Genomic DNA, 13,230 nt, shown 5'->3' with positions numbered 1-13,230 from the left:
AGGACACGGCATGGCAGCCGAACAGAAGCAGGGCAGCGAATCGGCCGTACCGGCGGAACTGCGCGAGCAGCACGCGCTGATCGCCGAGCAGGTCGAGGAGCACCGCTTCCGGTACTACGTGAACGACCAGCCGGTCGTCAGCGACGCCGAGTTCGACAAGCTGCTGCGCTCGCTGGAAGCCCTGGAGGGGCAGTACCCGGAGCTGCGCACGCCCGATTCGCCCACCCAGAAGGTGGCCGGGGCGTACGAGACGGACTTCGCCTCCGTGGTGCACCGCGAGCGGATGCTCTCCCTCGACAACGCCTTCGACGACGAGGAACTGGCGGCCTGGGCCGAGCGCGTGGCCCGGGACGCCAACACCTCCGACTACCACTACCTGTGCGAGCTGAAGGTGGACGGCCTCGCCGTCAACCTCACCTACGAGAACGGCCGCCTGACCCGGGCCGCCACCCGCGGCGACGGCCGCACGGGCGAGGACATCACGCCCAACGTCCGCACCATCGCCGACATCCCCGACCGGCTGAAGGGCGACCGGATCCCCGCCCTGGTCGAGATCCGCGGCGAGGTCTACTTCCCGATGGAGAAGTTCGAGGAGCTCAACGCCCGGCTCGTCGAGGCCGAGGGCAAGCCCTTCGCCAACCCGCGCAACGCGGCGGCCGGTTCGCTGCGCCAGAAGGACCCCAAGGTCACCGCGAGCCGCCCGCTGCACATGGTCGTGCACGGCATCGGCGCCCGCGAGGGCTTCGAGATCGAGCGCCAGTCGCAGGCGTACGAGCTGCTGCACGAGTGGGGCATGCCCACCGCACAGCACAACAAGGTGGTCTCCACTCTCGCCGAGGTCCGGGAGTTCATCGCGAACTTCGGCGAGAACCGGCACTCCGTGGAGCACGAGATCGACGGCGTCGTCGTCAAGCTCGACGAGATCGCCCTCCAGGGCCGCCTAGGCTCCACCGCGCGCGCCCCGCGCTGGGCCATCGCCTGGAAGTACGCCCCCGAAGAGGTCAACACCAAGCTGATCGACATCAAGGTCGGCGTGGGCCGCACCGGGCGCGTGACCCCGTACGCCCAGGTGGAGCCGGTGACGGTGGCGGGCTCGGAGGTCGAGTTCGCGACCCTGCACAACCAGGAGGTCGTCAAGGCCAAGGGCGTGCTCATCGGGGACACCGTCGTCCTGCGCAAGGCCGGCGACGTCATCCCCGAGATCCTCGGGCCGGTGGTCGACCTGCGGGACGGCAGCGAGCGGGAGTTCGTCATGCCCGCCGAGTGCCCCGAGTGCGCGACGCCGCTGCGGCCCATGAAGGAAGGGGACATCGACGTCCGGTGCCCCAACGCGCAGTCCTGCCCGGCCCAGTTGCGCGAGCGCGTCGGCTACCTGGCCGGACGCGACAGCCTGGACATCGAGAACTTCGGCATGGTCGCGGCGGCGGCGCTGACCGGCCCGCTGGAGCCGGCCGACCCGCCGCTCCTCGACGAGGGCGACCTCTTCGACCTGACCATCGAGCAGCTGCTGCCGATCAAGGCGTACGTCCTCGACCCGGACAGCGGGCTGCCCAAGCGGGACCCGAAGACGGGCGAGGAGAAGATCGTCACGGTCTTCGCCAACCAGAAGGGCGAGCCGAAGAAGAACGCCCTGGCGATGCTGGAGAACATCGCCGCCGCCAAGGACCGCCCGCTCGCCCGCATCATCAACGGCCTGTCGATCCGTCACGTCGGTCCGGTCGCGGCGGAGGCCCTCGCCCGCCAGTTCCGGTCGATCGACGCGATCCGCAGCGCCACCGAAGAGGAACTGACCTCGGCCGAGGGCGTCGGCGCCATCATCGCCACCTCCCTCAAGGAGTGGTTCGCCGAGCCGTGGCACGAGGAGATCCTGCGCAAGTGGCGGGCCGCCGGCGTCCGGATGGAGGAGGAAGGTTCCGGCGAGGACGAGGGGCCCCGCCCGCTGGAGGGGCTGACCGTCGTCGTCACCGGCACTTTGCAGAGCCACACGCGGGACGGCGCGAAGGAGGCCCTGCAGAGCCGCGGCGCCAAGGTGACCGGGTCCGTCTCGAAGAAGACCTCCTTCGTCGTGGTCGGTGACAACCCCGGCTCCAAGTACGACAAGGCCGTGCAGTTGAAGCTGTCGATCCTCGACGACGCCGGCTTCGCCGTCCTGCTCGAAGAGGGCCCGGACGCGGCGCGAGAGGCCGCGCTCCCGGTGGACGGCGACGCCGCGGCGGAGTAGCGAAGGCGAACGGATGCGTGGCGTGCGGCCGTACGAGCGGGCGCGCGCCGGGCGCGGCCGGCGGTGGCACCCGCGGGGGGCGCGGCCGGTACCGGGCCCCCGTGAGGCCGGTACAAGGCTGGTGACAGGCCCGTGACCTGTCGGATCATCGGACGGGCGGTCGGAGGGTCCTGGTCCAAACTCACCCGTTCGGCGGATACCGTACTGATGAGGATGGCTGGGTCGTATTCGGGCAACCGCCGCCGACCGCTGCCCCTGGGCGCCTCCCGCGTCCTACTGTTGAGGGGTGCGCCTGTCGTGCACGGCTGCTTGACGCGATTCCAGCCGTGATGGCATGACATCGGGGCCATCGCGTGGCATCGGCATCGCCGGCTGTGAGAGGGACGGGCATGAAACCCACCGAAAGCGCCGACCCGTCACCAGATTTCGGCGGGGATTTCCCGTCCATGCGGACGGGCCGGCTCGGTGTCCTGGGTTCCAGGACGCCGCTAGCGCGACCGCTCGACACCGGAGCGGGCACGGGCCCCGCGGGCCGCGGGGCCGCGCTGCCCTCCCTCATCGTGGGTCTCGCCGCCGTCGTCCTCGGCATCGGCGTCATCACCGCCCTGACCAGCCGTCACGCCCTGTTCCCCGGCGGCCCGGTCGGCTGGGCGCTCGCCCTGCTCACCGGCATCATCGTCGGCCACCTCGTCGCCCTCGGCCGCGACCGCTGGTGGGGCGGCACCGGATCCGGCGCGGCCCTCACCCTCGGCGTCCTCATCCTCTACGGATGGGTCCCCGCCGGGCTGGTCTCCCTCGCCGTGGTCTCCCTCGTCGGCGCCGCCCGCAGGCACCGCTGGCGCCAGGGCCTGCTCCACGGGGCCACCGACATCCTCGGCATCGGCGCGGGCGCCCTCGTCCTCGCCGCGTTCGGCGAGTCGCCCTCCGTCGAAGCCCCGTGGCTGCCCACCGGCTGGGGGGTCGACGCGATCCCCGAGGTCATCCTGGTCGCCCTCGCCTACCTGCTCGTCACCCGCGTCCTGCTGTGGATCGCCCTCGCCCCGAGCGGCGGAGGACTGCCAACGGTCGCCCGTACGGCGCTGCTGCGCCAGGCCCTGGTCGCCGTCGCCCTCCTCGGCATCGCCCCGCTGATCTGCGTGGTCGCCGAATCGCAGCCGGTACTGCTGCCGCTGTTCGCCGTACCGCTGATCGCCCTGGACTCCACGCTGTGGATCGCCCGCGCCCGCGCCGAGGAGCAGTTGCGCGACCCGCTCACCGGACTGCCCAACCGCCAGTGGCTGCTGGAGCGCGCCTGGAGCGCCCTCGACCAGGCCGAACGGTCGGGCACCCGCGCGGCGCTGGTGCTGATCGACCTGGACCGCTTCCGCGCGGTCAACGACACCCTCGGCCACCTCGCCGGCGACCGGCTGCTCCTGCAGATCGCGGACCGGCTGCGCCAGGCCCTGCCCCCGGACGCCGAGGCGGCCCGGCTCGGCGGCGACGAGTTCGCCGTCCTCCTCCCCGTCGCCGACTCCACCACCAGCGCCCAGCGGATCGCCCGCAACCTCGTCGCCGAACTCAGCTCCCCCCTCGACCTGGACGGCCTGACCCTGGTCCTGGAAGCCAGCGCCGGCCTTGCCGTCTTCCCCGACCACGCGCTGGACGCGGAGGGCCTGCTGCGCCGCGCCGACGTCGCCATGTACCAGGCGAAGCGGGACCGGACCGGAGTCGAGGTCTACGAGTCCAAGCGCGACAGCAACACCCCCGACCGCCTCGGCCTGCTGGGCGACCTGCGCCGGGCACTGGACGCGGGCGAGGTGGAACTGCACTACCAGCCGAAGGTCCGGTTCGACGGCAAGGTCGCCGGGCTGGAAGCACTCGTGCGCTGGGTGCACCCGGAACGCGGGCGGGTCTCGCCGGACGAGTTCATCGCGATCGCCGAGACCTCCGGCCTGATGCCCCACCTGACCGAGTACGTACTGGAGACCGCGCTCGCGCAAGTCGCCCGGTGGCGGGCCCAGGGCCTGAAGGTCCCCGTCGCCGTCAACGTGTCGCCGCGCGACGTCCACACCCCCGGCTTCGCCGGCGCCGTGGCCGCGCGCCTCGCCCGGCACGGGGTTCCCGCGAGCGGGCTCCAGCTGGAAATAACCGAACACGTCCTGCTCGAGGACCCGCAGCGGGCCGCCGACACCATGGCCGGACTGACCGGCCACGGCGTGAAGATGTCCCTCGACGACTTCGGCACGGGCTACTCCTCCCTCGTCCACCTGCGGCGGCTGCCGGTCAGCGAACTGAAGATCGACCGGTCCTTCGTGGCGCGGCTCGCGGTGGACGCCCAGGACGCGGAGATCGTCCGCTGCACCGTGGACCTCGCCCACTCGCTGGGCCTGCTGGTCGTCGCGGAGGGCGTCGAGGACGACGAGACGTGGGAGCGGCTGCGCGACCTGGGCTGCGACGCCGTCCAGGGCTGGCTGGTCGCCGCCGCGATGCCTCCGCAGGAGGCGACGGCCTGGCTGCTGGCCCGCGGCGAGCGCGGCTGGCGGCGGCCGGCGGACATCACGGCGGAGCTGGCGGCGGAGGCGGCGGCGCAGACCGCGGCCGCGGCGGCGCAGTCCCAGTGAGGTACGTGGAAGCACCGGCGGTGCACCGGCCCGCGCCCGGGGATCCGCCGTCGGTCTTCCTCGCGGGCGGGATCACGCACTGCCCGCCGTGGCAGTCACGGGCGGCGGCCGCGCTGGCCGAGTTCGTCGTGCTCAACCCACGGCGGACGGATTTCGACGTGTCCGATCCGTCCCAGACGGACGTCCAGATCGCGTGGGAGTACCGGCATCTGCAGCTGGCCGATCTGACGCTGTTCTGGTTCCCGGCGTGCGATGCGTTGCTCACGGTCCAGCCGATCACCCTGTACGAGCTCGGCGCGGCCGCCGCGACCCCCGGACGCCGCCTGGTGGTCGGGGCCGACCCCGGCTATCCCCGGCGGGCGGACGTGGTCACGCAGCTGTCCCTCGCCAGGCCGGACCTCAGGGTCCACGCGACCCTGCCCGAAACGCTGGCCGCGGCCCGCACCCACCTGACCACCCCGACCTGACCCCCTCCGCGGCCCTGCGGGGCGAGGTCCCCTACCCGCCCTTCCCCCGTTCCCCGGGCTCCGCCCGGACCCGTTGCCGCGTGCGGCGCCGCTGCCGGGGACCAGCCCCAGGGGGTCCGGGGCGCAGCCCCGGGGAACGGTGGAAGGGCGGGTAGGGGACTTCCCCCCCCGCGCAGCGGCACACCCGCGGCCGGGGCCGGGGTGACCCCGCAAGGCCGGCTGCGGCACGCGACGGCAGGGGCCCGGCACGGGCTCCGCGGAAGCCGCCTCAGGAGCCCCCGCGGCGGGAGGAAACGGGGCCGCGCGAAGGCCCCGTACCGCCCCCGGGGGAAACCGGGGCGCTGGGCATGGGCCGGGCCCCATAGGATTGGGGCCGAAACCTACACACCCGAACCCCCAGAGGATCGCTGCATGCCTGGCATCACGCGCGAGGAGGTCGCCCACCTCGCTCGGCTGGCACGTCTGGAGCTGAAGAGCGAAGAGCTCGACCACTTCGCTGGACAGCTCGACGACATCATCGGCGCGGTCGCCCGCGTTTCCGAGGTCGCCGACCAAGACGTCCCGCCGACCTCCCACCCGCTGCCGCTGACGAACGTCATGCGCGCGGACGAGGTCCGTCCGTCGCTCACCCCCGAGCAGGCGCTTTCCGGCGCTCCCGCCCAGGAGCAGCAGCGTTTCAAGGTGCCGCAGATCCTGGGGGAGGACTAATCACCATGGCTGACATCAACAGCAGCATCGACATCATCCGGCTCACGGCCGCACAGACCGCCGAGAAGATCGCCTCCGGCGAGCTCACGGCCGTCGAGGTCACCGAGGCCCACCTGGCCCGTATCGAGGCGACCGACGAGAAGGTCCACGCCTTCCTGCACGTCGACCGCGAGGGCGCGCTGGCCCAGGCGGCCGCCGTCGACGCCAAGCGCGAGCGCGGCGAGGAGCTCGGCCCGCTGGCCGGCGTACCGCTCGCCCTCAAGGACATCTTCACCACCGTGGGGATCCCCACCACCGTCGGTTCGAAGATCCTCGAAGGCTGGATCCCGCCGTACGACGCCACCCTGACGCGCAAGCTGAAGGAAGCCGACGTCGTCATCCTCGGCAAGACCAACATGGACGAGTTCGCCATGGGGTCCTCCACCGAGAACAGCGCCTACGGGCCCACCGGCAACCCCTGGGACCTCACCCGGGTCCCCGGCGGCTCCGGCGGCGGCTCCGCGGCCGCGCTGGCCGCCTTCCAGGCACCGCTGGCCATCGGCACGGACACCGGCGGTTCCATCCGCCAGCCCGCCGCCCTGACCGCCACCGTCGGCGTGAAGCCCACCTACGGCGGCGTCTCCCGCTACGGCATGGTGGCCTTCTCCTCCTCCCTCGACCAGGGCGGCCCCTGCGCCCGTACGGTCCTGGACGCGGCCCTCCTCCACGAGGTCATCGCCGGGCACGACCCGATGGACTCGACCTCCATCGACGCCCCGGTCCCGCCGGTCGTCGAGGCGGCCCGCAACGGCTCCGTCGCCGGCATGCGCGTCGGTGTCGTCAAGCAGTTCGCCGGTGAGGGCTACCAGGCAGGCGTCGTCCAGCGGTTCAACGAGTCCGTCGCCCTCCTCAAGGAGCTCGGCGCCGAGATCGTCGAGCTGGACTGCCCGTCCTTCGACCTCGCGATGGCCGCGTACTACCTGATCGCGCCGTCCGAGTGCTCCTCGAACCTGGCTCGCTTCGACGCCATGCGCTACGGCCTGCGCGTCGGCGACGACGGCACCAAGTCCGCCGAGGACGTCACCGCCCTGACCCGCGAAGCCGGTTTCGGCGACGAGGTCAAGCGCCGCGTCATCCTCGGTACGTACGCGCTTAGCTCCGGCTACTACGACGCGTACTACGGCTCGGCCCAGAAGGTCCGCACGCTCATCACGCGGGACTTCGAGAAGGCCTTCGAGCAGGTCGACGTGATCGTCTCCCCGACCACGCCCACCACCGCCTTCCCCATCGGCGAGCGCTCGGACGACCCGCTCGCGATGTACCTCGCGGACCTGTGCACCATCCCGACCAACCTGGCCGGCAACTCCGCCATGTCGCTGCCCTGCGGCCTGGCCCCGGAGGACGGTCTCCCGGTCGGGCTCCAGATCATCGCCCCGGCGATGAAGGACGACCGCCTGTACAAGGTGGGTGCCGCAGTCGAGGCCGCCTTCGTCGAGCGCTGGGGTCACCCGCTGCTTGAGGAGGCTCCGTCGCTGTGAGTTCCAACACGAGTGCGCTGTCCAAGGCCAAGGGCTTCAGGAAGTCCAAGTCCGGTACGTACCTGTCGATCGGCACCACCGCTTTCGGTGCCCTCAGCGTCGTCAAGCAGGCCAAGAAGGCCCGCACCGAGCACGACACGCTGAAGCTGATCGACGCCGTCGTGTCCGCCGCCGCCATCGTCACCGGCCTCGCGATCCTGTACCGCGAACTGAAGCGTCTCGGCGACGACGACGTCCTGCTGGGCTGAGAGGGAATTTCCACTGTGACTGCCATTGAACTGCTGTCGTACGAGGACGCCCTCGCGTCGTACGACCCCGTCATGGGCCTCGAGGTCCATGTCGAGCTCGGCACGAAGACCAAGATGTTCTGCGGCTGCTCGACCGAGCTGGGCGCCGAGCCCAACTCGCAGACCTGCCCGGTCTGCCTCGGCCTGCCCGGCGCGCTGCCGGTCGTCAACGAGATCGGCATCGAGTCCGCCATCAAGATCGGTCTCGCGCTGAACTGCGAGATCGCCGAGTGGTGCCGCTTCGCCCGGAAGAACTACTTCTACCCGGACATGCCGAAGAACTTCCAGACCTCCCAGTACGACGAGCCGATCGCCTTCAACGGCTTCCTCGACGTGCAGCTGGAGGACGGCGAGATCTTCCGCGTGGAGATCGAGCGCGCCCACATGGAGGAGGACACCGGCAAGTCGCTGCACGTCGGCGGCGCCACCGGCCGCATCCACGGCGCGTCCCACTCGCTGCTGGACTACAACCGTGCCGGCATCCCCCTCATCGAGATCGTCACCAAGCCGATCGAGGGCGCCGGCGAGCGCGCCCCCGAGGTGGCCAAGGCGTACGTCGCCGAGCTGCGCGAGGTCATCAAGGCGCTCGGCGTCTCCGAGGCCCGCATGGACAAGGGCCAGATGCGCTGCGACGTCAACCTGTCGCTGCGCCCCACCCCCGAGTCCGAGTTCGGCACCCGCAGCGAGACGAAGAACGTCAACTCGCTGCGCTCCGTCGAGCGCGCGGCCCGCTTCGAGATCCAGCGCCACGCGGCGGTGCTCTCCTCCGGCGGCTCGATCGTGCAGGAGACCCGGCACTTCCACGAGGAGGACGGCTCCACCACGGCCGGCCGCATCAAGGACAACGCCGAGGACTACCGGTACTTCCCGGAGCCCGACCTGGTCCCCATCGCCCCGGCCCGCACCTGGGTCGAGGAGCTGCGCTCCGGCCTGCCCGAGATGCCGCGCGTGCGCCGCAACCGCCTCCTCCAGGAGTGGGGCGTCACCGAGCACGACATGCAGTCGATCCTCAACGCGGGCGCGGTGGACTCCATCGTCGCCACCATCGAGGCCGGTGCCGACTCCACGGCCGCCCGCAAGTGGTGGATGGGCGAGCTCGCGCGCAACGCCAACGAGCAGGGCGTCGTCGTCGACGAGCTGCCCATCACCCCCGTCCAGGTCGCGCGCGTCGCGGCCCTGGTGGCGGCCGGCGAGCTCAACGACAAGCTGGCCCGTCAGGTCCTCGAAGGCGTACTCGCCGGCGAGGGCACCCCGGACGAGGTCGTCGAGAAGCGCGGCCTGAAGGTCGTCTCGGACGAGGGCGCGCTCGGCGCGGCCGTGGACGAGGCCATCGCGGGCAACGCGGGCATCGCCGACAAGATCCGCGGCGGCAAGATCGCCGCAGTCGGCGCACTGGTCGGAGCGGTCATGAAGACCACCCGCGGCCAGGCCGACGCGGCGCGCGTCAAGGAGCTCATCCTGGAGCGCCTGGGCGTCTCGGAGTAGTCGACGCAGTCACTCGCGTACGTACGAAGGCGGCCCCGCACCGGTACTCCGGTGCGGGGCCGCCTTCGTGGCCTTCGCCCGGCGGGTCAGCGTGACAACTGAGGGGTGGCGATGACCACCGTGCCGTTGTCGCAGCCCTTGTCCACCTTGATGCGCAGCCTCAGGGCGCCGCTCACGTCCACGGTGTGGGTGATCGGCTTGCCCAGTTCCACGAGCTCGGAGAAGGCGGCGGGCTGGCCGTCGAGGGAGAAGCTGACCCGGCCCTTCTCGTTGGTCGAGCCGTCGTCGATCCCCACGATGAAGTCCAGCTTCTTCCACTCGCGGTTGAGGTCGAACTCCGTGTACGTGTCGGTGTAGCAGCGGCGCTCCGCGACGAACGCCGCCCCGTACTGCTTGGTGTCGATCTTGGCGGGCCGCACCTCGAAGCCGCCCAGGTCCTTTACCGGGCTCATGACCGTCAGATCGGCGGCGTTGACTCCGGGCGCGACCCCCGAAGGGGGCTGGGAACCGGTCGCCGTGGGCTGAGCCGTCGGGCCGCCGGATGCGGATGCGGACGAGCTCGGCGTCGGGGTGGGAGCGGTTGCAGGGGGTGGGGACGGGCTTTCGGGGGCCGAGGAGGAGGCCGCCTTGTCCCCGCCGGACGCCGTGTTCGCGCCGTCCGCGTCCTTCTTGTCCCCGAGCAGCTTCACGCCGACCGCGGCGCCGCCCGCCACCACCAGGACGGCCAGTACCGCCGCGAGCACCAGCCCGGTCCGCCGCTTCTTGCGCGGGGACGGCGGAGGCGCCGCTTCCGTGGGGGACCCGGCCACGGGCGCGGGGCCGTACCCCTGCGGCACGCTCGCCCGGACGGGGGGCGGGGTGTACGCAGGCTGGACGGGGGGTGGGGCGTACGCCGGTTCGGTGGGCGGCGGGGCGTACCCGGGCTGCGCGGGCTGCGCGGGCGGCGGGGCGTGCACCGGCTGGGCCGGGGGACCGGCCGGGGCGCTCGCCGGGACGGCCGGGGCCGCCACCGGAGCCGCCGGTGACTGCGAGGACTGCTGGGGCTGCTGGGGTTGTTGGGGAGGGGCCGCCGGTTTCGGCGGGGCCGCGGCCGGGGCGGGGGGCACGGCCGGGGGACTCGCCGGGGGGAGCGGCACCGAGTCCCGGACCACCCGCTGGGAGGTGGACGTCGTGGTGGACACCACCACGCGGCGGACGTCCTTCATCCAGCCCGCCAGGTTCACCGGGCGCTTCAGCGGGTCGGCGGCGTAGATGGAGGCGATCCGCGCCCGCTGCTCCGCATCCAGTACGGCGAACTGCGGCAGCCGTACGAGGGCCTGGGCCAGCAGCTCGGGCGTCGCGGGCGGGGACTCCCCGCTCAGCAGGAAGTACGCGAGGGCCCCGAAGGCGTACCGGTCCGCGCCCGGGGTCCGCTTCCCCTCGAAGACCTCCGGCGCGGCGTAGCCCTGGGTGAACCACACCTCCGCCGTCTGGTGGTCGGCGGTCAGCTTGCTGAGGCCGAAGTCCACCAGGGTGGCCTGCCCGTGCGCGTCCACCATGACATTGCCGGGGGACAGGTCGCCGTGGATCACCTGACGCCCGGAGGGGGTGGCCTTCCCCGAGTGCAGCCAGTCCAGCACCTCGGCCAACTGCTCCAGCGTGCGCATCACTTCGCGCCGCTCGGCGGCCGTGGCGAGGGTCCGCTCGGCCCGCCAGTCGCGCAGGTCGAGCCCGTCGACGTGGTTCATGACCAGGACCAGGGCCCGTCCGGTCAGCGTCGAGGACTCCCCGGGCCGGTGGATCGGCGGCCCCTCGAAGTGCTCCCGTACGCCCACGACGCCGGGCCGGTGCACGAAGCGCAGCAGTTCCGCCTGCTCGTTCCACTTCTGGCTGATCCGGTCGAAGACGTCCGGGGTGATCGTGCTCTTGGAGTCGAGCACCTTCACGACGACGGGCTCGGATCCTCCCGCGAGCTCGATCTCCGCGAGGTAGAGCACGGCCTCCCCGCCGCGCCCGATGGACCGGAGCAAGCGGTAGCGGTCCGCCGCCGCGTCCGGCCCGATGTGCAGATTCCGGCTGGTCAATTTCCCCCCAGCGCTGGTTGTTTGAGTGGGAGTCAGCTTCTCGGCGCGGGAGGGCGCCGGTCAAGTTGTGGCCATGGGCAGATGTTCTGTAGCGATCGTTAGTTTAATCGGGTACGGTTCTTTCTGTAGTGATCGTTACTGAAGTCAGGGGAACCTCTCATGCATGCCACGCACGCCACACGCGCCACTCAGGCCGGCGCCTACGCCCGCACCGTCCGCAAGGAGAGCGGTGGGCCCGGACTCCTCCTCGCCCACGGTGGAGGCGGTTCGGTGGAGTCGAACTTCGGACCGGTGCTCGACGCCCTGGCCGCCGGCCACAGCGTCGTCGGCATCGACTACCCGGGAACGGGGGCCACCCCGCGCGCCACACGACCGCTGGAACTGGACGACCTCGCCGACCAGTTGGTGGCCGCCGCCGACGCCGAGGGGCTGGAGAGGTTCGCCGTGCTCGGCTACTCCCTCGGCGGGAACGTCGCCGTGCGCATCGCCGCCCGGTACCCGCGGCGGGTCACCGCCCTGGTGCTCACGGCGAGCTTCGCCCGCGCCGATCACCGGCTCGGCCTGATCGCCGGCCTCTGGGCCGAACTGGCCCGCCGCGGGGAGGGCGAGCTGCTGGCCCGGCTCCTCGTCCCGCTCACCCTCAGCCCGCAGGCGCTGGAGGGAATGACCGGTGAGCAGGTGGAGGAGGTCGTACGCGCCACCGCCGCTTCCTTCCCGCCCGGCGGCGGGGACCATGCCGCACTGGTGAAGGGAGCCGATCTGCGCGATGACCTCGCCCGGATCGACGTACCCGCGCTGGTCATCGCGACCACCGCGGACCTGCTCGCATCGCTGGAGGGTCAGCGGGAGCTGGCGGACCTGCTGCCGGGCGCCCGGTGGGCGGAACTGGCCACCGGGCACCTGCCGTTCGTCGAACGCCCGGGGGAGTGGGCGGAGCTGATCACCGGATTCCTGGCGGATGTGGAGGCGGAGGCGGAGGCGGAGGCGGGCCGGGGGTGAGGGGGCGGGGTTGGGTGGTTGGGGGGTCGGGTCCGCTTCAGGCGCCGGTGGCGCCGTCGACGGCCTCGCGGAGGAAGTCCGCGTGGCCGTTGTGGCGGGCGTACTCGTGGATCATGTGCAGCATGAGAAGGCGCAGCGAGGCGTCCTCCTCCCACTTCTCGACGCGCACCGTCACGTCGAGGGACTCGGCGGCCGCCTCCACCGTGCGGGCGTGCTCGACCTCCGCACGCCAGGCCGCGAATGCCTCGGCGCGGGTCGAGCCGGAGGCGTCGTAGGCGGCCTGGAAGTCGTGGGTGTCCGACCATAGATGGGGGACCTCCGCCCCGCCGAAGGTACGCCGGAACCAGTGCCGCTCCACCTCGGCCATGTGCCGTACCAGTCCGAGCAGGGACAGCGTGGAAGGCGGGGACGCCTGGCGGCGCAACTCCTCGTCGGTGAGGCCCTCGCACTTCCAGGCGAGGGTGGCCCGGTGGAAGTCGAGGTACGCGCGGAGCGTCTCGCGCTCGCCTCCAGCGAGGGGAGGGGCGACGCGGTGGGCGGATCCTGTTGTTGCTGCCATGGCTGAGATCTTGCCCCGTCGGCCCCGGGGCGTGAAGGCGTTCGCCCTACCTGTGGACCCGCCTTGGTTCCTAGAGTGAACATATCCCCTCGGTCATACTTGACTCACTCTTATCGCCCGTATCGCCTGGATCGCCCGTATCGCCGGTATGGCCCGTACGGCCGGCTGGCACGTAGGGGACCGAGTTGGCGGCGTAGGGAGGGGCTGGGGGTGTGGGGGTGGGCCGGCTTGTGCTGCGGGTGGGGTGGTGGCTTTGACAGGGGTTCGGGGGGCGTCCCGGTAGTCCAGTGTTCTTTCGGCGTGGGCCGGTCCCTCAAGGGCGCT

10 protein-coding genes are annotated in these 13,230 nt (G+C 71.9%); 8 read left to right on the top strand and 2 right to left on the bottom strand.

Annotation, left to right across the window (positions count from 1 at the left end):
* Positions 1-10 precede the first annotated feature (10 nt).
* From ligA to gatB, 7 genes are all read left to right on the top strand, one after another.
* A complete protein-coding gene (ligA, locus tag ACFYM0_RS36475; protein ID WP_388509597.1) occupies positions 11-2,221 on the top strand; it encodes an NAD-dependent DNA ligase LigA in 2,211 nt (736 codons plus the stop codon).
* A gap of 389 nt (positions 2,222-2,610) precedes the next feature.
* A complete protein-coding gene (locus tag ACFYM0_RS36470) occupies positions 2,611-4,821 on the top strand; it encodes a putative bifunctional diguanylate cyclase/phosphodiesterase (RefSeq protein WP_388509595.1) in 2,211 nt (736 codons plus the stop codon).
* A gap of 5 nt (positions 4,822-4,826) precedes the next feature.
* Positions 4,827-5,288, top strand: a complete 462-nt coding sequence (locus ACFYM0_RS36465) for a nucleoside 2-deoxyribosyltransferase domain-containing protein (protein ID WP_388509592.1) — start codon at positions 4,827-4,829, stop codon at positions 5,286-5,288.
* A gap of 411 nt (positions 5,289-5,699) precedes the next feature.
* A complete protein-coding gene (gatC, locus tag ACFYM0_RS36460) occupies positions 5,700-5,996 on the top strand; it encodes an Asp-tRNA(Asn)/Glu-tRNA(Gln) amidotransferase subunit GatC (protein WP_007266718.1) in 297 nt (98 codons plus the stop codon).
* A gap of 5 nt (positions 5,997-6,001) precedes the next feature.
* Complete coding sequence (gene gatA / locus ACFYM0_RS36455; protein ID WP_388509589.1) at positions 6,002-7,513, top strand: Asp-tRNA(Asn)/Glu-tRNA(Gln) amidotransferase subunit GatA; 1,512 nt, start codon at positions 6,002-6,004, stop codon at positions 7,511-7,513.
* The gene (locus ACFYM0_RS36450) at positions 7,510-7,761 is read left to right on the top strand and encodes a hypothetical protein (protein WP_266904189.1); all 252 of its coding nucleotides are present in this window, start codon (positions 7,510-7,512) and stop codon (positions 7,759-7,761) included. The genes gatA and ACFYM0_RS36450 overlap by 4 nt, the downstream gene beginning before the upstream one ends.
* Before the next feature lie 15 nt (positions 7,762-7,776).
* Positions 7,777-9,285, top strand: a complete 1,509-nt coding sequence (gatB, locus tag ACFYM0_RS36445) for an Asp-tRNA(Asn)/Glu-tRNA(Gln) amidotransferase subunit GatB (protein ID WP_327255077.1) — start codon at positions 7,777-7,779, stop codon at positions 9,283-9,285.
* Positions 9,286-9,371: 86 nt separating this feature from the next.
* Here gatB and ACFYM0_RS36440 read toward each other — a convergent pair whose 3' ends face one another.
* Positions 9,372-11,348 (bottom strand): protein kinase, encoded by a 1,977-nt coding sequence (locus tag ACFYM0_RS36440; protein ID WP_388509585.1) that lies wholly within the window; start codon positions 11,346-11,348, stop codon positions 9,372-9,374.
* Between the two features lie 159 nt (positions 11,349-11,507).
* On the opposite strand from ACFYM0_RS36440, the gene ACFYM0_RS36435 reads away from it, so the two are divergent.
* Entirely contained in the window at positions 11,508-12,347 is an 840-nt protein-coding gene (locus tag ACFYM0_RS36435) for an alpha/beta fold hydrolase (RefSeq protein ID WP_388509582.1), read from the top strand.
* A gap of 37 nt (positions 12,348-12,384) precedes the next feature.
* Here the strand turns inward: ACFYM0_RS36435 and ACFYM0_RS36430 are convergent, their stop codons facing one another.
* On the bottom strand, positions 12,385-12,906 hold the full coding sequence (locus ACFYM0_RS36430; RefSeq protein WP_266904183.1) for a DinB family protein: 522 nt from the start codon (positions 12,904-12,906) through the stop codon (positions 12,385-12,387).
* Positions 12,907-13,230 lie beyond the last annotated feature (324 nt).

The organism is Streptomyces sp. NPDC006487 (genome assembly GCF_042870555.1).
In the GTDB taxonomy this organism is placed as follows: Bacteria; Actinomycetota; Actinomycetes; order Streptomycetales; family Streptomycetaceae; genus Streptomyces.
The sequence above is the reverse complement of the archived record's forward strand: the minus strand, read 5'-3'. Positions and strand labels throughout refer to the sequence as shown.

Bases quoted from the DNA above. Each gene is read 5' to 3' on its own strand.
- ACFYM0_RS36470 (WP_388509595.1), top strand. From the start codon at position 2,611: ATGAAACCCACCGAAAGCGCCGACCCGTCACCAGATTTCGGCGGGGAT.
- ACFYM0_RS36435 (WP_388509582.1), top strand. From the start codon at position 11,508: ATGCATGCCACGCACGCCACACGCGCCACTCAGGCCGGCGCCTACGCC.
- ACFYM0_RS36430 (WP_266904183.1), bottom strand. From the start codon at position 12,906: ATGGCAGCAACAACAGGATCCGCCCACCGCGTCGCCCCTCCCCTCGCT.
- gatA (WP_388509589.1), top strand. From the start codon at position 6,002: ATGGCTGACATCAACAGCAGCATCGACATCATCCGGCTCACGGCCGCA.
- ligA (WP_388509597.1), top strand. From the start codon at position 11: ATGGCAGCCGAACAGAAGCAGGGCAGCGAATCGGCCGTACCGGCGGAA.
- gatC (WP_007266718.1), top strand. From the start codon at position 5,700: ATGCCTGGCATCACGCGCGAGGAGGTCGCCCACCTCGCTCGGCTGGCA.